Below are 19,649 nucleotides of genomic sequence, written 5' to 3'. Positions count from 1 at the left end.
CACAGCACGCCGGGGTTGTCAGCACGCCGGCCGCAGGCTCAAACTGGCAGCTTTTCCACTGGCCTGCCACCGCGCAGCCAGTCGCGTTCAAAGCGCCGGCCAGCACGGCGCCACACGTATCGATCATTCGGGGACCCTGAGATGGAACTGGTTGTAAAAAGCGTAGCCGCTGCATCGGTCAAGACCGCAACGCTGGTCATCCCAGTCGGTGAAAAACGTGCCTTGGGCACCGTGGCCCAGGCCGTGGACCTGGCAAGCGAGGGCGCCATCAGCGCTGCGCTCAAGCGTGGCGACCTGGTCGGCAAGCCTGGCCAGACGCTGCTGCTGCACGCCGTTGCGGGCCTGAAGGCCGAGCGTGTGCTGCTGGTGGGTAGCGGCAAGGATGAGGCACTGGGTGATCGCACCTGGCGCAAGCTGGTGGCCAGCGTTGCCGGTGTGCTCAAGGGCCTCAATGGCGCCGACGCCGTTCTGGCACTCGATGACATTGCGCTGAGCAACCGCGATACAGGCTACGGCAAATATCGCCTGCTGGGCGAAACCCTACTCGATGGCGAGTACGTATTCGATCGTTTCAAAAGCCAGAAGGCCGAGCCTCGGGCGCTGAAGAAAGTCACCCTGCTCACCACCAAACTCAACCAGGCCGACGTGGAGCGCGCCGTGCGCCACGCCAGTGCCATTGCCACCGGCATGGCCTATACCCGTGACCTGGGCAACCTGCCTCCCAACCTGTGCCATCCAAGCTACCTGGCCGAGCAGGCCAAGGAGCTGGGCAAGGCGCACAAGGGCCTGAAAGTCGATGTGCTGGACGAGAAGAAGATCAAGGACCTGGGCATGGGCGCGTTCTACGCCGTCGGCCAGGGCAGCGATCAACCTCCGCGTCTGATCGTGCTCAACTACCAAGGCGGCAAGAAAGGTGACAAGCCCTACGTGCTGGTGGGCAAGGGCATCACCTTCGACACCGGCGGCATCAGCCTCAAGCCCGGTGCCGGCATGGACGAGATGAAATACGACATGTGCGGCGCAGCCAGCGTGTTCGGTACCCTGCGTGCGGTGCTGGAACTGCAGCTGCCCATCAACCTGGTGTGCCTGCTCGCCTGTGCCGAGAACATGCCCAGCGGCGGCGCCACTCGCCCTGGTGACATCGTCACCACCATGAGCGGCCAGACCGTGGAAATTCTCAACACCGACGCCGAAGGTCGCCTGGTGCTGTGCGATACCCTCACCTACGCCGAGCGTTTCAAGCCCCAGGCGGTGATCGATATCGCCACGCTCACCGGCGCCTGCATCGTCGCCCTGGGCAGCCACACCAGCGGCCTGATGGGCAACAACGACGAGCTGGTCAGCCAACTGCTCGAGGCGGGCAAGCGCGCCGATGACCGCGCCTGGCAATTGCCGCTGTTCGATGAGTACCAGGAACAACTGGACAGTCCGTTCGCCGACATGGGCAACATTGGCGGGCCGAAAGCCGGCACCATCACCGCCGGTTGCTTCCTGTCGCGATTCGCCAAGGCCTATGACTGGGCGCACCTGGATATCGCCGGTACCGCCTGGATCAGCGGCGGCAAGGACAAGGGTGCCTCCGGTCGGCCGGTGCCCCTGTTGACCCAGTACCTGCTGGACCGTGCCGGCGCCTGACGGCGAGCGCCGGCAGTGCCTCGGGCGCTGCCGGCCAACGGAACCCACATGAGCAAAGTCGACTTCTATATACTGCCCACCGATTCGCTGGAGGCGCGCCTGGATTTCGCCTGCAAGCTGTGCGACAAAGCCTGGCGGCTGGGCCATCGCGTCTACCTGCATTGCCAGGATGACGATCAGCGTGCCGCCTTGGACAAGCGTTTGTGGGCATTCAGGGGCGAAGCCTTCGTGCCCCATGACCTGGCCGAAGACCACGCCGATGCGCGCGTGGCGCTTGGTGTCGGGGATCATGCACAGGGGCACCAGGACTTGTTGATCAACCTGGGCGCCAATGTTCCCGGTTTTGTCAGCCAGTTCGAGCGGGTTGCCGAGATCGTGGTTGAAGAGGCCGCCATCCGCCAATCGGCGCGTGAGCGATTCCGTTTCTACCGTGAACAAGGCTATGCTCTGCAAGACCACCGCTTACAGCGATTTTGATAACGATGGACAAGCACGCTCCCCTGCCCGGCTCCACCCACCTGCTCGACGACCTCGAGTCGATTCGCCAACTGCTTGGCGATGCCGACCTGCAACCGCCTTTGCTCACCGACACGGTGGAACAGGCGCCCTCGCCCGTTGACAGCGCTGCCGCCCCGGCTGTCAGCGACAACCCCCTTGATGACCCGCAAGCACGTCGCCAGGACACCCTGCTGCACCTTGAAAGCGAACTGCGCGCTGCAGCGCAGATGATCATGCAGGATGTGATCAACGACTTTACCCCGCACATCGAAAACGAGATCAAGCGTCGCCTCGATGCGCGCATCGAGCGGTTGATCAAACGTTCGGAGTGAAAGGGCTGCTGAGCACCTGGCCTTTACAACCCCTGCAAGCTACGCCCCTCTGGTAGGAGCGGCCTCGTGCCGCGATGGGCCGCGCAGCGGCCCCATTTTATATGTTGTGATTCAAATACTGGGGCCGCTTCGCGGCCCATCGCGGCACGAGGCCGCTCCAACGCGCCAATCGCTAACGCCAACTGCGATGAAGACCGCTTGGCCACCCAGCAGCCGCTTGTCGCCTGCGCCCTTCGGCTTGGTTATACTTCCCGGCTTTCCCGAATAAATGCACAGGGTCCCGCCGCGCATGGATAAGACCTACCAGCCGCACGCCATCGAAACTTCCTGGTACAACACCTGGGAAGCCGAGAACTATTTCGCCCCACAAGGTGCAGGCGAGTCCTACACCATCATGATCCCGCCGCCAAACGTGACCGGCAGCCTGCACATGGGTCATGGCTTCAACAACGCGATCATGGACGCCCTGATCCGCTTCCGTCGCATGCAGGGTCGCGACACCCTCTGGCAGCCGGGTACCGACCACGCGGGCATCGCCACGCAGATGCTGGTCGAGCGCCAGCTCGAAGCCAAGGGCCTGAACCGTCATGACCTGGGCCGCGAACAGTTCCTGGAAAAAATCTGGGAGTGGAAGGACCAGTCGGGCGGCAACATCAGCCGGCAGATTCGTCGCCTTGGCTCCTCCGTAGACTGGAGCCGCGAGCGCTTCACCATGGACGATGGCCTGTCCGAAGCGGTCAAGGAAGCGTTCGTGCGCCTGCACGAAGACGGCCTGATCTACCGGGGCAAGCGCCTGGTCAACTGGGACACCAAGCTGCACACCGCCATTTCCGACCTGGAAGTGGAAAGCCACGACGAGAAAGGCCACCTGTGGAACCTGCGCTACCCGCTGGCCGACGGTGCCACCACCGCCGAGGGGCTGGATTACCTGGTGGTCGCCACCACGCGTCCGGAAACCCTGCTGGGTGACGCTGCCGTCGCGGTTAACCCCACCGACGAACGCTACCAGGCCCTGATCGGCAAGTTCGTCGAGTTGCCGCTGGTTGGCCGTCGCATCCCCATCGTCGCCGATGACTACTGCGACCCTGAGTTCGGCACCGGTTGCGTCAAGATCACCCCGGCCCACGACTTCAACGACTATGAAGTCGGCAAGCGTCACAACCTGCCGCTGCTGAACATTTTCGACAAGAATGCCGTGGTGCTGCCGGCGGCTCAGGCGTTCAACCTCGATGGTTCGCTCAATGACCAGGTAGACACCGCCCTGCCGTCCCAGTATGCCGGCCTTGATCGCTTCGTTGCACGCAAGCAGATCGTTGCCGACCTGCAAGCCCAGGGCCTGCTGGTCGGCATCGACGACCATGCCTTGAAAGTGCCCAAGGGTGACCGCTCGGGCACCATCATCGAACCGTGGCTGACCGACCAGTGGTACGTTTCCACCAAGCCACTGGCCGAGCCTGCCATTGCTGCGGTCGAAGATGGTCGTATCCAGTTCGTGCCCAAGCAGTACGAGAACATGTACTTCTCCTGGATGCGCGACATCCAGGACTGGTGCATCAGCCGTCAGCTGTGGTGGGGCCATCGTATCCCGGCCTGGTACGACGAGGCGGGCCGGGTCTACGTCGGGCGCAACGAAGAGGAAGTGCGCAGCAAGCACGGCCTCGGCGCGGACGTGAACCTGCGTCAGGATGACGACGTACTCGATACTTGGTTCAGCTCGGGCCTGTGGACCTTCTCGACCCTGGGCTGGCCGGAGCAAACCGAGTTCCTCAAGAAATTCCACTCCACCGATGTACTGGTGACCGGGTTCGACATCATCTTCTTCTGGGTTGCGCGCATGATCATGTTGACCATGCACCTGATCAAGAACGAGGACGGCACGCCCCAGGTTCCGTTCAAGACCGTGTACGTGCACGGCCTGGTGCGTGACGGCCAGGGCCAGAAGATGTCCAAGTCCAAGGGCAACGTGCTGGACCCGCTGGACATCGTCGACGGCATCACCCTCGATGCCCTGCTGGAAAAACGCACCAGCGGCATGATGCAGCCCAAGCTGGCCGAGAAGATCGCCAAGCAGACCAAGGCCGAGTTCCCCGAGGGCATTGCCAGCTACGGCACCGACGCCCTGCGCTTCACGTTCTGCTCCTTGGCCTCGACCGGTCGCGACATCAAGTTCGACATGGGCCGCGTCGAAGGCTACCGCAACTTCTGCAACAAGATCTGGAACGCTGCCCGCTACGTGCTGGACAAGGGTGAGGACTGCGGCCAGAACGGCGAAGCCTACGAGCTGTCGCTGGCCGACCGCTGGATCATCTCGCAGCTGCAGCGCACCGAAGCCGAAGTGACCCGTCAGCTTGAGCAGTTCCGCTTCGACCTGGCCAGCCAGGCGCTGTACGAATTCATCTGGAACCAGTACTGCGACTGGTACCTGGAGCTTTCCAAGCCGGTGTTGTGGGACGAGCAGGCCCCTGTGGAGCGCGCCCGTGGCACGCGCCGTACCTTGGTTCGCGTGCTGGAAGTGGCATTGCGCCTGGCCCACCCGTTCATGCCGTTCATCACCGAAGAGATCTGGCAGCGCATCGCGCCCCTGGCCGGCGTCGAAGGCAAGACCATCATGCTGCAGCCCTGGCCCCAGGCCAATGATGCACGCATCGACGTGGCTGCCGAAGGCGACATCGAGTGGCTCAAGGAGCTGATGGTCGGCTTGCGCAACATTCGCGCCGAAATGAACATCGGCCCCGGCAAGCCCCTGCCGCTGTACCTGAAGAACGCCAGCGCCGACGACCAGCGTCGCCTGCAGGAAAACGAAGCCTTGCTCAAGAAATTGGCCAAGGTCGAATCGTTCACCGTGCTGGGCGACAACGACGAGGCGCCATTGTCCGCCACGGCGTTGGTGGGCGACCTGCAGGTGCTGGTACCGATGGCCGGGCTGATCGACAAAAATGCCGAACTGGCCCGCCTGAACAAGGAAATCCAGCGCCTGCAAGGCGAAGTGGCGCGCGTGGGTGGCAAGCTGTCCAACGCCGCATTCGTCGACAAGGCACCGCCTGCCGTCATCGAGAAGGAACGTGCCAAGCTGGCCGAGTCCGAGCAGGCGTTGGCGAACTTCACCGAGCAGCATGCGCGGATTGCAGCGCTGTAACCTGACAATGCTGACCTGACCAGCGAGGGCTTCGCCCTCGTTTCGCGGCACAAGGCCGCTCCCACAGGAACGGCGCTGCCTTCAAGGAGCCCCACTATCCTGTGGGAGCGGCCTTGTGCCGCGAATGGGCCGCACAGCGGCCCCCTGGCCAGCACATGCAGCACCGGACCCGAGCATGACTCAAAATAAACCCACCCTGCACCCGCGCAACCGCCACCAGGGCCGCTACGACTTCCCGAGCCTGATCAAGGCCCACCCTGATCTGGCGCGCTTCACCCTCACCAATCCCCATGGCAAACCCAGCATCGATTTCGCCAACCCCGAAGCCGTGCGAGTGTTCAACCGTGCCCTGCTCAAAGCCCAGTACGGGATCCAGCACTGGGACATCCCGGCCAACTACCTGTGCCCGCCGATCCCCGGTCGCGCCGACTACATTCATGTGGCCGCCGACCTGCTGGCTGCCGACAACGCAGGCCAGCCCCCCAAAGGCGCCCAGGTGCGCGTGCTCGACATCGGCGTGGGTGCCAACTGCATCTACCCGCTGCTGGGCCATAGCGATTACCGCTGGCGCTTCCTGGGCTCGGACATCGATCCCATAGCATTGGCGTCGGCCAGGACGATCCTTCAGGCCAATGGCCTGGACAAGGTCATCAACCTGCGCCAGCAGAGCAACCCTGCGCATATCCTCAGCGGCCTGCTCAAGGACGATGAGCGCTTCGATCTGACCCTGTGCAATCCGCCCTTCCATGCCTCACGCGAGGAAGCCACCCGTGGCAGCCAGCGCAAATGGAAGAACCTGGGCAAGCAGGACCCCAAGCGCAAGCTGCCCGTGCTGAACTTCGGAGGCCAGAACAACGAGCTGTGGTGCGAAGGCGGTGAAATCCGCTTCGTCACCCAATTGATCCACGAGAGCGCGCCCTACGCCAGCCAGACACTGTGGTTCACCAGCCTGGTATCGAAGGCCAGTAACCTGCCGGCGCTGGAGGCCGTCTTGAAAAAGACCGGGGCCGCGGCGGTGCGCGTTGTCGAAATGGGCCAAGGGCAGAAACAAAGCCGCATGCTCGCCTGGAGCTTCCATGACGATGCTGCACGCAAGGCATGGCGCGCCAAGCACATTTCACAGGCATGAAAAAACCGCGCTCGGGCAACCCGAGCGCGGTTAGGTCACCGCATCGACAATTACTTGTTGATGGCGTCGGTCAGCACTTTGGCCGGTACGAACTTGACGACTTTCTTGGCAGCGATTTCGATGGCGGCGCCAGTCGAAGGATTGCGGCCGGTACGGGCAGGACGCTCGGAGACTTTCAGCTTGCCGATGCCTGGCAGGGTGATTTCAGCGCCGTTTTCCAGTTGGTCGGCAACGATCTGGCCCAGTTGCTCCAGAGCGTTCTTGGCGGTGGCTTTAGGCGCTGCGATCGATTCGGCGATGTCGGCAATCAGTTGGTCTTTGGTCAATGCCATGGTGGTGTTCCTTCCCTATCAAATTCGATGGTTATGCAGCGAACGACGACGTTATCGGGCCAGCCCCGACGAGATTGGAGGGCCGCGCCAATTGGGTATGTAGATACGCAAATCAGCGTTTGGTTCGACACGCCGAGCGCGTACTGCAGCAATGCGCCACAACAGGGGCGCAAGACCGCGCAAAACTACCACAGCAGCGGATAAATATCCGCTGCCGCCCCTGATTTAATGCAGGTTTTCAGGCCCTACTGATGAAAACGCCGCGAATCTGAGCAAAAAACCGCCAACCTTCATTTCTGCTACGATCCGGCCACTGAATCACCGAGCGTCTGAGGTAAACTTCAGCGTTTTTGCAGCTGGCCGAGAATCCCATGCCAATCCGACATTGCATCGTTCACCTGATCGACAAAAAGCCCGATGGCAGCCCTGCCGTGCTGCACGCCCGTGACGCCGAGCTGGCAGCCTCCGACGCCATCGAGAATCTGCTCGCTGACCTCAATGACAGCTACAACGCCAAGCAGGGCAAGGCCTGGGGGTTCTTTCACAGCGAGTCCGGTGCCTACCCGCTCAGTGGCTGGTTGAAGCAGTACCTGGACCAGGAGCAGGATTTCACCGCCTTCAGCCGGCTGGCCGTGGAGCACCTGCAAAAGCTGATGGAAGAATCCAACCTGTCCACCGGCGGGCACGTGCTCTTTGCGCACTATCAGCAAGGCATGACCGAGTACCTGGCCATCGCACTGCTGCACCACAGCGAAGGCGTTGCCGTGAACGCCGAACTCGATGTCATGCCTTCGCGGCACCTGGACCTGGGTCAGTTGCACCTGGCGGCGCGCATCAACCTTTCGGAATGGAAGAACAACCAGAACTCCAAGCAGTACATCTCGTTCATCAAGGGCAAGAATGGCAAGAAAGTCTCGGATTACTTCCGTGACTTCATCGGGTGTCAGGAAGGTGTGGACGGGCCGGGCGAGACGCGCACGTTGCTCAAGGCGTTCAGTGACTTCGTGGAAAGCGAGGACCTGCCCGAGGCCTCTGCCCGTGAAAAAACCCAGACGCTGGTGGACTACGCCACCACGCAGACCAAGCTGGGCGAGCCTGTGACGCTCGAAGAACTGTCCAGCCTCATCGATGAAGATCGGCCCAAAGCTTTTTACGACCATATCCGCAACAAGGACTACGGGCTGTCACCGGAGATTCCTGCCGATAAGCGCACCCTCAACCAATTCCGGCGCTTCACCGGCCGTGCCGAAGGGCTGTCGATCAGTTTCGAGGCCCATTTGCTGGGTGACAAGGTGGAGTACGACGAAGCGGCTGGCACCTTGATCATCAAGGGTCTGCCCACAACGCTCGTGGATCAGCTCAAGCGTCGCAAGGACTGACTGCACCGCAGGCAGGTTCGGCGTTGTAGGAGGACACCAGTGCCTCTTTCGCCGACTTGCGCAAGCGCTTGACCAGCCTTTCCTGGCGCAAGGCTTCGCCTTTGTCCGGCCACCGCTCCACGTAGACCAGGGCCTGGGCAGGGCTGGTCTTGAAAAAGCGTGCACCCTGGCCTTTGCAGTGCGCCTCGAAGCGCCGCCGCGGGTCATCGCTGATGCCACAGTAAAGCGCGCCATTGGCCGCCCTAACCAGGTACACATACCAAGGTTTTATTACCTGATCCGGCACGTTTTCACTCACCACAACGGCTGTATCCATCATTAACTTCATGAGCCCACTCGACGAGGGCTCACCATGCTCCATTCACAGATTCGTTCACTGCTGGCCACTGCGCTACTCGCTGCAACCGCCAGCGCACAGGCTTCGATTGGCGCCCAGACCGCCGCCCGCATGCAGGAAAACTATAACGCCATCCCCACCCAGTGCGAGGGCAATGCCGTGCCGGCCCATGCCTGCTCCGGCGTCTTGCTGAGATCCACGCTTCCATCCCCGCACTATCACACCTGGCATCATAGCCAGAACAGCAAGGACAAAGGTGGTGTTTCGTTTTCCTACCTGCGCAGTGACTTGCCGACCACTGGCCTGCCCGCCGATGGTCGCAGTGGCTTCACCTTGTATCCGCTGTTGCAGCGACCCGCCGGCTCCCTGCGCTATGAAATGCTCTGCGCATGGCCCACCGACGGCGACACATGGGAACGAGACAACCGGGGATGCGGTGACAATCGACAGACACCCGAACGTGAAGCGGCCTGCCATGAGCAAGGCGTGCATACGGCCGAAGACTGGATCGCACGCTTCAGGCTGACCGGCGACTATAAGCGTCAATGCGCCTTCGACATACGCCGGGCGCGCGTACCGGAACGTGCACAAGCCTTCCACCAGACCCTGCGCGCGCAACGCCTGTTTGCTGACGAGCTGCCCTTTGTCTGGAACGAGGTAGTAATCGGCGCTTGGGATGAAGCCCACGCGGGCGATTTGCCCATCCAGTCATTCTTCTACATCGACGGGGAGTACGGTGCCCTGGAGCAAGCTCAAGCTGATCAAAAAGACTGGCACCGCACCCATGGCGGCTTCATACCCGTGATCAAGATACGGCTACCCTGGCAGGCCGGCGAGCGTGCCACGTTCACCTATCATGAGCCTGATCAGGCGGTCGCCGCCCCTTGAGCGTGCTGGTACGCGCGCAAGCCCTTGAATGCCTGGTGGCGTACTTTCGCTTGCAGCCAGGGTGTCCAGCCCAGCAGCAGCCCTGGCGCACCCAAGGCCTGGCGGGACCAGGCCCACAGGTCGAAGTTGTCTTCATGCCGGTGTATCAGCCCATCGCGGATTTCAAAACGTGCCTGGATGGTGTTGACCACGCCTCGTCCGGTCTGGGCGAAGACGTAAGTGGCAATCCATTGCGCCGAACCACCGCGCTCATCGGCACGCACGTTGTCGTAGCGCAGGGAGAAATCCTTGGCGCGCCGGGTCAGCATCCGCCACATGTCGTCGGCGTCCTTGCCACGCAGCGTGCCGAAGACCGGATCACTGAACACCACGTCATCGCTGTAACAGGCGACCATGGCCTGGGCATCAAGCCGTTGGAAAGCCTGGTAGAAACGGGTGATCAACTCGCGGTTGGCATCGCTCATCAAAGGGGCTTCCTGAGGGTGAAAACCGCACGATAATCTGCCTCGCCGGGTTACGCCAGTACCACCGCGAAGCTATCAGACCTTCTCGCTGGTAACCTGCACATGCAACGCGCGCCCGGCCCCCAGGCCGAACACGATGGCCCCTGCACCGAGCACGGCAAACACCCAACCCAAAGCATTCCAGCCTCCGGTCAGGTCATGCACCAGGCCCACGGCGAACGGGCCCATCGACGCCAGCGTGTAGCCAACGCCCTGAGCCATGCTGGAGAGGTTCGCCGCCACATGCGCATCCCTTGAGCGCAGCACGATCAAGGTCAGAGCCAGGGCAAACGTGCCGCCTTGGCCCAGGCCCAGCAGCACTGCCCAGCCCCACAGCCCCGACAAGGGTGCGTAGAGGCAGCCGAACAGCCCGCACAGGGTCACCAGCATGACCACCACGATCGCCAGGCGCTGATCACGCCCACGGGTGGCCAGCCAAGGTGCCGCAAGCGAGCTGACCAGCTGCATGATCACCGACCCCGACAGCACCAGGCCCGCCTGGGTTGGACTGAGGCCGCGGCCAATCAGAATCGAGGGCAGCCAGCCGAAGACAATGTAGGCGAGCGAGGACTGCAGCCCCATGTACAGCGTGACCTGCCATGCCAGCGGATCACGCCAAAGGCCACGCACGCGATAGGCGACCTTGTGCACGCCATGACCGTTGCGCGCCTGCGGCAGCCATACCAGCATGGCCAGCACGGCCGGTAGCATCCAGAACCCCAGTGCCGGGGCCCAGTTGTCGCCCAACGCGTGCGCCAACGGCACGGTCGCCCCCGCCGCCATCGCCGCCCCCAGGCACAGCGCCATGGTATAGACGCCGGTCAGCGTGCCGGCATGCTGTGGAAAGTCGCGCTTGACGATACCCGGCAGCAGTACACCGATGATGCCGATACTGGCACCGGCCACCAGGCTGCCCAGAAACAGACCTGTCGTGCCCAGGACACTGCGCAGTACGATGCCCAGCGCCAAGGTCGCCAGAATGCCCAGCACCACCCGTTCGCTGCCCAGACGGCGCGCCAGCATGGGCGCGAGCGGCGCGAACAAGCCCAGGCACAGCACCGGCAATGTCGTCAGCAGGCCTGCCTGCGCTGCGCTGAGCCCCAGCCCGTCGGAAACCTGCCCCAGCACCGGCGCCATGCTCGACAACGAAGGGCGCAGGTTCAAGGCCACCAGTACCAGGCCGAGTAACAGCAGCCAGGGCTTGTGCCTGATCGGCGGCTGGCGCTGTACCTGCTCGTCGTCCGCCTCGGCGTCGATGAGCAACGGGTCGCGGTCAGGATCCACTGCGGGGGTTTTGGGCGTTCTAGGTTCAGGCATTGGTAACTCGTGTCAGAAGGCGAGCAGGATCAGGTGCGTCGCCTGGTCCGCACTCGTGGTTCGATAACCTTGAAAAAGGCATTCGCCATGACCCTTGCAGGACATGGCGAACGCAACGGCGTCAGACCAGGGCGTCGAGCAACGCCTGATTCATTTCAGGAGTGCCAATGGTGATGCGCAGGAACTGATCGATCCGCGCCTGCTTGAAGTGACGCACGATCACCCCTTGCTCGCGTAGCCGGGCTGCGAGGGCGGCGGCATCGTGTTGGGGATGGCGGGCGAAGACGAAGTTGGCTGCCGATGGCAGCACCTCGAAGCCACGCGCTTGCAACTCGCCCACCAGCGATTCGCGACTGTCGATCACTTTCTGGCAGGTCTGCTGGAAATAAGCGCGATCGGCGAATGCCGCTGCCGCACCGACGATGGCGGCGCGGTCCAGCGGGTAGGAGTTGAAACTGTTCTTGATCCGCTCCAGCGCCTCGATCAGGTCCGGATGACCTACCGCCAGGCCCACCCGCAGGCCGGCCAGGGAGCGCGATTTCGACAGGGTCTGGGTGACCAGCAAATTGTCGTAACGGCCTACCAGGCTGATCGCCGTCTGACCGCCGAAATCGATATAGGCCTCATCGACGACCACCACCGAATCCGGGTTCTGCTGCAACAGCTGCTCGATGGCCTGCAACGGCATCAGGCAGCCAGTCGGCGCATTGGGATTGGGGAAAATGATGCCGGCATTGGGCTTGCGGTAATCCTCGACGCGAATCTGGAACTGCTCGTCCAGAGGCACCTGCTCGTAGGCAATACCGTACAGCCCGCAATACACTGGATAGAAGCTGTAGCTGATGTCTGGGAACAGCAGAGGTGCATCGTGCTGGAACAGGCCATGGAAGATGTGCGCCAGCACCTCGTCCGAGCCGTTGCCGACAAACACCTGGGCAGCGGTGATGCCGTAGTAGTCCGCTACCGCCTGCTTCAGGTGATCGCCATTGGGATCAGGGTAAAGGCGCAGGCTGTCGTTGATTTCACCGCGCATGGCTTCGAGCGCCTTGGGCGACGGGCCATAGGGGTTCTCGTTGGTGTTCAGCTTGACCAGGCGGGCAAGCTTGGGTTGCTCACCAGGGACATAGGGCACCAGCGCCTTGACGAAAGGGCTCCAGAATCGACTCATGTTCAGTTCCCCTTCTCGGTAGTCAGAATGCGGTATTCGGCGCTGCGCGCGTGAGCGGTCAGCGACTCGCCGCGGGCCAGCACGGAGGCCGTGCGCCCCAGTTCGGACGCGCCCTGCTCCGAACAGAAGATGATCGATGAACGTTTCTGGAAGTCATAGACCCCCAGCGGCGACGAGAAGCGTGCAGTGCCGGAGGTGGGCAATACATGGTTCGGGCCCGCGCAGTAGTCACCCAGCGCCTCGCTGGTGTGACGCCCCATGAAGATGGCGCCGGCATGACGGATGTGCGGCAGCCACGCCTGTGGATTTGCCACTGACAACTCGAGGTGCTCAGGCGCGATACGGTTAGCCACCTCAATGGCCTGCTGCATGTCGCGCACCTGGATCAATGCACCCCGCCCATTGACCGACTTCTCGATGATGTCGGCCCGCTCCATGGTCGGCAGCAGCTTGTCGATGCTCGCCGCGACGCGGTCGAGGAAAGCGGCGTCCGGGCTTACCAGGATGGCCTGGGCGTCCTCGTCGTGCTCGGCCTGGGAGAACAGGTCCATGGCGATCCAGTCAGGATCGGTCTGGCCGTCACACACCACCAGGATCTCGGAGGGGCCGGCGATCATGTCGATCCCGACCTGCCCGAACACATGACGCTTGGCCGTGGCGACATAGATGTTGCCCGGGCCGACGATCTTGTCGACCTTGGGTACGCTGGCAGTGCCATAGGCCAGGGCAGCCACCGCCTGGGCGCCACCGACGGTGAACACCCGATCGACACCGGCGATACAGGCCGCGGCCAGCACCAGTTCGTTGACCTCGCCACGCGGTGTGGGCACCACCATGACCACCTCGCCCACACCCGCCACCTTGGCTGGAATGGCGTTCATCAGCACGGATGAGGGGTAGGACGCCTTGCCGCCAGGTACGTACAACCCGGCGCGATCCAGCGGGGTAACCTTCTGGCCCAGCACTGTGCCATCGGCTTCGGTGTACTGCCAGGAGTCCTGTTTTTGCCGCTCGTGGTAAAGGCGCACGCGCTGGGCGGCTTTTTCAAGGGCCGCACGCTGGGTGTCGGTGATGCGCGTCAGTGCAAGCTCAAGCCGCTGATGATCGAGGATCAAGTCCTGGATGGAGTCGGCTTGCAGGCCATCGAAGCGCTGGGTGAACTCTACCAAGGCGTCGTCGCCGCGCTCGCGCACAGCCTTGATGATGTCGAGCACGCGCTGGTTGACCGCCTCATCGGACACACTCTCCCAGCTCAGCAGATGATCCAGATGTCGGGCGAAGTCCGGGTCAGCAGCGTTGAGACGGGCAATTGCAGTGGACACGGTCATGGCGAGGGCCTCGGTTGATAGCGAATGCTCAGGCGCCCTAGGCTACCAGTCCATCCGCGCGGGCACCTGAGAAAAGTGGCTATGACGCGGATAGACGGGCGCGACAGCAAAGGTCGCGCGCAGAAGTCAGCCGCGGTGTCGCGATTCGACCGCTTTGCGCAGGGTGTCGATCAGGCTTTGGATGCGGGCGTGCTGCATTTTCATGGAGGCCTTGTTGACCACCAGGCGGGAACTGATGTCGGCGATCATCTCTTGGGGTTCCAGGCCGTTGGCACGCAAGGTGTTACCGGTATCGACCACGTCGATGATCTTGTCGGCCAGGTTGATCAGCGGCGCCAGCTCCATGGAACCGTACAGCTTGATGATGTCGACTTGGCGGCCTTGCTCGGCATAGTAACGCTTGGCCACGTTGACGAACTTGGTGGCCACCCGCAGACGCCCCTTGGGCTCTGGCGCACCGACCACCCCGGCCGTCATCAGCTTGCAGCGAGCAATCTGCAGGTCCAGCGGTTCGTAGAGGCCTTGGCCGCCGTACTCCATCAGCACGTCTTTGCCGGCCACGCCCAGGTCGGCGGCGCCATGCTCGACATAGGTCGGCACGTCGGTGGCACGCACGATCAGCAAGCGTACGTCGTCCTGCGTGGTGGGAATGATCAGCTTGCGGCTCTTGTCCGGGTTCTCGGTAGGTGCGATACCGGCTTCGGCCAGCAACGGCAGGGTATCGTCGAGAATTCGGCCTTTGGAAAGCGCGATGGTCAGCATTGGAACGTCAGTCCTTAAGCGGCTACTGCTGGCCAGGTCAACGACCTGGCGGCATTCAATTCATGAGGCACAGGCAGGGCAAGCGAGGCTGCAAGCCTTCCTACACTGCGCCAACGGGCTCCTAGCCCGGAACGCGACGGATCTTCGCGCCCAGCATCTGCAGTTTTTCCTCGATGCACTCGTAACCACGGTCGATGTGGTAGATGCGATCAATCAGGGTGTCGCCCTCGGCAACCAGGGCCGACAGTACCAGACTGGCCGATGCGCGCAAGTCGGTGGCCATGACCGGGGCGCCCTTGAGCGCATTGACGCCAGTGACGATGGCCGTGTTGCCCTCGACCTGGATCTGCGCGCCCATACGGTGCATTTCATACACGTGCATGAAGCGGTTTTCAAAGATTGTCTCGATGACAGCGCCAGTGCCTTCGGCGATGGCGTTGAGCGAGATGAACTGCGCCTGCATGTCGGTCGGGAACGCAGGATAGGGCGCGGTGCGCAGGTTGACAGCCTTGGGCCGCTTGCCGTGCATGTCCAGCTCGATCCAGTCCGCGCCGGTGTTGATATCGGCACCGGCTTCCTTGAGTTTTTCCAGTACGGCTTCAAGGATGGTTGGATCGGTGTCCTTGACCTTGACGCGGCCACCGGTCACGGCAGCGGCGACCAGGTAGGTACCGGTCTCGATACGGTCGGGCATGACCCGGTAGTTGGCCGAACCCAAACGCTCCACGCCATCGATGGTGATGGTGTCGGTGCCCGCGCCCTGCACGTTACCGCCCATGGCATTGATGAAGTTGGCCAAGTCGACCACTTCAGGCTCGCGCGCGGCGTTCTGCAACACGCTGCGGCCTTTGGCCAGGGCTGCGGCCATCATGATGTTCTCGGTGCCGGTCACGCTGACGGTATCGAAGAAGAAGTGCGCACCACGCAGCCCGCCTTCAGGCGCCTTGGCCTTGATGTAGCCGGCCTCGACTTCGATCGTTGCCCCCATGGCCTCCAGGCCGCGGATGTGCAGGTCGACCGGGCGTGAGCCAATGGCGCAACCGCCGGGCAAGGCCACTTCGGCTTCACCGAAGCGGGCGACCATGGGGCCGAGCACCAGGATCGAGGCACGCATGGTCTTGACCAGTTCATACGGCGCGACCAGGGTCTTGATGCTGCGCGGGTCGATTTCCACAGCCAGCTTTTCGTCGATCACAGGCTCGATGCCCATGCGCCCGAACAGCTCGATCATGGTAGTGATGTCGTGCAGGTGCGGCAGGTTGCCTACGGTGACCGGGCCATCGGCCAGCAAGGTGGCGGCCAGGATCGGCAGGGCGGCGTTTTTCGCACCCGAAATGCGGATCTCGCCGTCAAGACGAGCGCCACCAGTGATAATCAGTTTGTCCATTTGGAATCTCGCCGCCTTGTGGCTCAGGTGCGCTCAGCCCAAGCTGCGCTGCTGAAAAATTTCATGGTTACCGCATGAATGCTGCCATCGGCGATCCATGGATTGAGGTGGGCGTAGATCGCCTGCTGACGCTTGACCGGGCTAAGGCCAGCCAGCTCGTCGCTGATCACGTTCAACTGGAAGTTGCAGCCTTCGCCTTCAACTTCGACCCGGGAACCCGGCAATTTTTCTTCAAGGAAGCTTTTAACTTCTAGGGCCTGCATGCTCAACCTCAATCGGCGCCCGATGCGCACGGGTCGGCCATCATACAAAAAAGCCCCTCGCCTGCGAAGCCCAACGAAGGGGTTCACTGACCGAGGGGCGATTCTACCGCTAGCGCTTCAGCTCGCCAGCACCTCGTCGAGGTCATAAACCTGGGCGATGTCGCGCATGTCATCAGGCATGCCACGCACCTGGCAACGCTTGCCAGCGGCCTGGGCGTCGCGCAGGAAAGCCAGTAACAGCGACAGACCCACGCTCGTGGAGCGCTCCACAGCCGTGCAGTCGATGATCAACTGCGCGTCACCGCTGGCCTTGATCAGCGCCTGGCCCTGCTTGCGCAGCGCAGGGCCACTGCGGTAGTCCAGCACGCCGGCCAGGCGCAGTACGCCAGGCTCGGTCATGCTTGCGGTGGCGGCCTGGCTCATTTGACAGCCTTTTCCGGCGAGCTGTCGGCGCTCTGCTTGGCCTTGGCCACTTCACCGGCCCAGCCGTCGATGGTCTTGTCCAAGTCGTTGCCGTTGCGCTGCATGGCATCGGCGAACTGGTCACGGAACAGCTTGCCGATGTTGATGCCGTTGACAATCACATTGCGGACCTTCCACTCGCCAGCGATGTTCTGCAACGTGTACTGCACCGGGTATACCGCGCCGTTGTTGCCGGTGACCTTCATGCCAACACTGGCACGCTTGCCATCATCGGCCTTGGTCGGGTCGACCACGATTCCTTCGTTGTTGTATTCGAGCAGGGCATTGCCGTAGAACTGCAGCAGGCTGCGCTTGAAGTTTTCCTGGAAACGCTGCATCTGCTCAGGCGTGGCCTTGCGCGAATACTTGACGGTCATGATGCTCCTGGAGATACCGTCGGCATCGACCACCGGACCGAGAATCCGATTGAGCGACTCGTAGAACGCATTGGGGTTGGCCTTGTACTGCTGCTTGTTGGCCTTCAGATCAGTCAACAGCTCGTTGGTGGTGCTCTGGATTACATCGTGGGGCGATTGTGCCGCCACGGCCAGCAAGGGGAAAGCCGCCAGCAGAACCAGCAGGCCACGTCGCAGAATCGATATCATGGAAACTCCTCAGTTGTCCGGTTGCGCGTCTCTGGGTTCCTTGCCAACGGAGTTGAGCAGGAACTTGCCAATCAGGTCTTCGAGTACCAGCGACGACTGGGTGTCGTGAATGGTCGCACCCTCCTTGAGTACGTCTTCCTCACCGCCCACGCTGATACCGATGTATTTCTCGCCAAGCAGCCCGGCCGTCAGGATCGACGCCGTGGAGTCGGTCGGCAGGTTATCCACCGACTTGTCCAGTTGCAGCGTCACCCGACCGGTGTACGAATCACGGTCCAGGTCGATGGCGGTGACCTTGCCGATGGTAACCCCGGCCATGGTCACCTTGGCTCTGACAGTCAAACCGGCGATGTTGTCGAAGTAGGCATAGACTTTGTACGTATCGGTGGCCGGGCTGGCCGATAGGCCACTGACACGCAGGGCCAGCATCAGCAACGCCAGAATGCCGGCCAGGAGGAACAGGCCGACACCGATTTCCAGGGTGCGGTTTTGCATCAGAAATCTCCAAACATCAAAGCGGTCAGAATAAAGTCCAGACCCAGTACAGCCAGCGAGGCATAGACCACGGTCTTGGTAGTGGCACGGCTGATCCCTTCAGAAGTGGGCTCGCAGTCGTACCCTTGGAACACGGCAATCCAGGTAGTAACGAAGGCGAACACCAGGCTCTTGATCAGCCCGTTGAGCACATCGTCGGTGAAGGAGACACTGTTCTGCATGTTGGCCCAGAAAGACCCCTCGTAGACGCCCAGCCAGTCGACCGCCACCCACGAGCCACCCCAGATACCGACCACGCTGAAGATCAGCGCCAGCAACGGCAGCGAGATGAACCCTGCCCATAGGCGCGGCGCAACAATGTATTTGAGGGGGTCGACGCCGATCATCTCGAGGCTGGAAAGCTGCTCGGTCGACTTCATGTTGCCGATCTCGGCCGTCAGAGCAGAACCGGCCCGGCCTGCGAACAGCAAGGCGGTAACGACCGGGCCCAGTTCGCGCAGCAGGGTCAGGGCGACCATCTGCCCTACCGCCTGCTCGGAGCCGTACTTTGTAAGGATGCTGTAGCCCTGCAGGGCCAGCACCATGCCGATGAACATGCCCGAGACCACCACGATGGCCAAGGACAGCACACCCACCGAATACAGTTGGCGAGTGAGCAACTGAAAGCCGCCGCCGATGCCGCCGCGCCCAACCAGCGCATGGAACAGAAACAGGCAGGACCGCCCCAGCACCGCCAGCACGTCAATGGCCGAGCGCCCCAGCAGGCGCACACGTTCAAGAATGGATTTCTGACGCATCAGCGCGCCCCCAGCAGGTCGGCGCGGTAATCGGGCGCAGGGAAGTGGAACGGCACGGGGCCATCGGGATCGCCTTTCATGAACTGGCGAATGCGCGGGTTATCCGAACCCATCAATTCGTCCGGGGTACCTTGCCCCAGCACCTGGCCATCGCCCACCACATAGATGTAGTCGGCGATGCTGGCAGTTTCTGCCAGGTCATGGGACACCACGATGCTGGTAATGCCCAGGGCATCGTTGAGCAGGCGGATCAGGCGCACCAGCACGCCCATGGCGATCGGGTCCTGGCCCACGAAGGGCTCGTCGTACATGAGGATCTGCGGGTCCAGTGCGATGGCCCGAGCCAGGGCCACGCGCCGCTTCATGCCGCCGGACAGTTCGTCCGGCATCAGGTCGATGGCGCCGCGCAAGCCTACTGCCTGCAGTTTCATCAGCACGATGTCGCGAATCATCTCGTCTGGCAGTTGGGTGTGCACGCGCAGGGGGAACGCCACGTTCTCGAAGACATCGAGGTCGGTGAACAGGGCGCCGCTCTGGAACAGCACGCCCATCTGCTTGCGTGCATCGAACAGGTCACTGCGTGAAAGCGCCGGCAGGTTCTGCCCGGCCACCCACACTTCCCCGCTTGCAGGGCGCAGTTGCGCACCCATCAGACGAAGCAACGTGGTCTTGCCGCAACCCGATGGCCCCATGATGCCGGTGACCTTGCCGCGTGGGATACGGATGTCGACATTGTTGAAAATGCTGCGTGAACCGCGTTTGAAGGTAACCCCCTTCAACTCGACCGCGCAGGCGCTATCCACACTCATCTAGACTCCTTGCTAGTGCAGCCCTGTCCTAGTGGACGTCAGCCTTCATCGGGAAGGCACACGCCCCGGGCCAGGCCGAATAGCCGC

21 protein-coding genes are annotated in these 19,649 nt (G+C 62.3%); 7 read left to right on the top strand and 14 right to left on the bottom strand.

Annotated elements, in window-relative coordinates:
* Positions 1-141 precede the first annotated feature (141 nt).
* The 5 genes from ACF8E5_RS02740 (at position 142) to rlmF (ending at position 6,730) form a co-directional block, all read left to right on the top strand.
* Positions 142-1,635 carry a leucyl aminopeptidase gene (locus ACF8E5_RS02740; RefSeq protein ID WP_078479044.1) on the top strand — a complete coding sequence of 498 codons (1,494 nt, stop codon included), beginning with the start codon at positions 142-144 and terminating at the stop codon, positions 1,633-1,635.
* 48 nt (positions 1,636-1,683) lie between these two features.
* Positions 1,684-2,112, top strand: coding sequence for a DNA polymerase III subunit chi (locus ACF8E5_RS02735; protein ID WP_058604426.1), 429 nt, complete (start codon positions 1,684-1,686; stop codon positions 2,110-2,112).
* Between the two features lie 5 nt (positions 2,113-2,117).
* Complete coding sequence (locus ACF8E5_RS02730) at positions 2,118-2,465, top strand: DNA polymerase III subunit chi (RefSeq protein ID WP_078479045.1); 348 nt, start codon at positions 2,118-2,120, stop codon at positions 2,463-2,465.
* 289 nt (positions 2,466-2,754) lie between these two features.
* On the top strand, positions 2,755-5,601 hold the full coding sequence (locus ACF8E5_RS02725; protein WP_078479046.1) for a valine--tRNA ligase: 2,847 nt from the start codon (positions 2,755-2,757) through the stop codon (positions 5,599-5,601).
* Positions 5,602-5,776: 175 nt separating this feature from the next.
* Positions 5,777-6,730 carry a 23S rRNA (adenine(1618)-N(6))-methyltransferase RlmF gene (rlmF, locus tag ACF8E5_RS02720; RefSeq protein ID WP_058637514.1) on the top strand — a complete coding sequence of 318 codons (954 nt, stop codon included), beginning with the start codon at positions 5,777-5,779 and terminating at the stop codon, positions 6,728-6,730.
* Positions 6,731-6,780: 50 nt separating this feature from the next.
* Here the strand turns inward: rlmF and ACF8E5_RS02715 are convergent, their stop codons facing one another.
* A complete protein-coding gene (locus ACF8E5_RS02715) occupies positions 6,781-7,062 on the bottom strand; it encodes an HU family DNA-binding protein (protein ID WP_003255106.1) in 282 nt (93 codons plus the stop codon).
* Between the two features lie 371 nt (positions 7,063-7,433).
* On the opposite strand from ACF8E5_RS02715, the gene yejK reads away from it, so the two are divergent.
* Positions 7,434-8,441: a nucleoid-associated protein YejK gene (gene yejK / locus ACF8E5_RS02710; RefSeq protein WP_023533422.1), complete on the top strand. Its 1,008-nt coding sequence runs from the start codon at positions 7,434-7,436 to the stop codon at positions 8,439-8,441.
* On the opposite strand, the gene ACF8E5_RS02705 is transcribed toward yejK, so the two are convergent.
* Positions 8,422-8,757: a GIY-YIG nuclease family protein gene (locus tag ACF8E5_RS02705; protein ID WP_230375190.1), complete on the bottom strand. Its 336-nt coding sequence runs from the start codon at positions 8,755-8,757 to the stop codon at positions 8,422-8,424. The two genes, yejK and ACF8E5_RS02705, sit on opposite strands and share 20 nt — an antisense overlap.
* 36 nt (positions 8,758-8,793) lie before the next feature.
* Between ACF8E5_RS02705 and ACF8E5_RS02700 the strand changes: the two genes are divergently transcribed.
* Complete coding sequence (locus tag ACF8E5_RS02700; RefSeq protein WP_392474879.1) at positions 8,794-9,666, top strand: hypothetical protein; 873 nt, start codon at positions 8,794-8,796, stop codon at positions 9,664-9,666.
* Here ACF8E5_RS02700 and ACF8E5_RS02695 read toward each other — a convergent pair.
* The 12 genes from ACF8E5_RS02695 to ACF8E5_RS02640 form a co-directional block, all read right to left on the bottom strand.
* A complete protein-coding gene (locus tag ACF8E5_RS02695; protein WP_392474878.1) occupies positions 9,645-10,130 on the bottom strand; it encodes a nuclear transport factor 2 family protein in 486 nt (161 codons plus the stop codon). The two genes, ACF8E5_RS02700 and ACF8E5_RS02695, sit on opposite strands and share 22 nt — an antisense overlap.
* Before the next feature lie 75 nt (positions 10,131-10,205).
* Entirely contained in the window at positions 10,206-11,486 is a 1,281-nt protein-coding gene (locus ACF8E5_RS02690; RefSeq protein ID WP_392474877.1) for a CynX/NimT family MFS transporter, read from the bottom strand.
* A gap of 121 nt (positions 11,487-11,607) precedes the next feature.
* On the bottom strand, positions 11,608-12,654 hold the full coding sequence (gene hisC, locus ACF8E5_RS02685) for a histidinol-phosphate transaminase (protein ID WP_058637510.1): 1,047 nt from the start codon (positions 12,652-12,654) through the stop codon (positions 11,608-11,610).
* A 2-nt stretch (positions 12,655-12,656) separates the two neighbouring features.
* Positions 12,657-13,982: a histidinol dehydrogenase gene (hisD, locus tag ACF8E5_RS02680; protein WP_145255740.1), complete on the bottom strand. Its 1,326-nt coding sequence runs from the start codon at positions 13,980-13,982 to the stop codon at positions 12,657-12,659.
* Between the two features lie 126 nt (positions 13,983-14,108).
* Positions 14,109-14,744 carry an ATP phosphoribosyltransferase gene (gene hisG, locus ACF8E5_RS02675; RefSeq protein WP_058604418.1) on the bottom strand — a complete coding sequence of 212 codons (636 nt, stop codon included), beginning with the start codon at positions 14,742-14,744 and terminating at the stop codon, positions 14,109-14,111.
* A 121-nt stretch (positions 14,745-14,865) separates the two neighbouring features.
* Complete coding sequence (gene murA / locus ACF8E5_RS02670; protein ID WP_058604417.1) at positions 14,866-16,131, bottom strand: UDP-N-acetylglucosamine 1-carboxyvinyltransferase; 1,266 nt, start codon at positions 16,129-16,131, stop codon at positions 14,866-14,868.
* Between the two features lie 23 nt (positions 16,132-16,154).
* Positions 16,155-16,394, bottom strand: a complete 240-nt coding sequence (locus ACF8E5_RS02665) for a BolA family protein (protein ID WP_058637508.1) — start codon at positions 16,392-16,394, stop codon at positions 16,155-16,157.
* 117 nt (positions 16,395-16,511) lie between these two features.
* Complete coding sequence (locus ACF8E5_RS02660; protein ID WP_058637507.1) at positions 16,512-16,817, bottom strand: lipid asymmetry maintenance protein MlaB; 306 nt, start codon at positions 16,815-16,817, stop codon at positions 16,512-16,514.
* A complete protein-coding gene (locus tag ACF8E5_RS02655; protein WP_058637506.1) occupies positions 16,814-17,461 on the bottom strand; it encodes a phospholipid-binding protein MlaC in 648 nt (215 codons plus the stop codon). Before ACF8E5_RS02655 ends, ACF8E5_RS02660 begins: the two co-directional genes overlap by 4 nt.
* Before the next feature lie 9 nt (positions 17,462-17,470).
* On the bottom strand, positions 17,471-17,956 hold the full coding sequence (mlaD, locus tag ACF8E5_RS02650; protein WP_023533426.1) for an outer membrane lipid asymmetry maintenance protein MlaD: 486 nt from the start codon (positions 17,954-17,956) through the stop codon (positions 17,471-17,473).
* On the bottom strand, positions 17,956-18,753 hold the full coding sequence (gene mlaE / locus ACF8E5_RS02645) for a lipid asymmetry maintenance ABC transporter permease subunit MlaE (RefSeq protein WP_058604415.1): 798 nt from the start codon (positions 18,751-18,753) through the stop codon (positions 17,956-17,958). Before mlaE ends, mlaD begins: the two co-directional genes overlap by 1 nt.
* On the bottom strand, positions 18,753-19,562 hold the full coding sequence (locus ACF8E5_RS02640) for an ATP-binding cassette domain-containing protein (RefSeq protein WP_023533446.1): 810 nt from the start codon (positions 19,560-19,562) through the stop codon (positions 18,753-18,755). Before ACF8E5_RS02640 ends, mlaE begins: the two co-directional genes overlap by 1 nt.
* Between the last annotated feature and the right edge of the window lie 87 nt (positions 19,563-19,649).

It is taken from the genome of Pseudomonas sp. WSY_20 (assembly GCF_043104335.1).
Taxonomy (GTDB): Bacteria; Pseudomonadota; Gammaproteobacteria; order Pseudomonadales; family Pseudomonadaceae; genus Aquipseudomonas; species Aquipseudomonas parafulva_B.
This window is presented reverse-complemented; position numbering and strand designations above follow the sequence as displayed.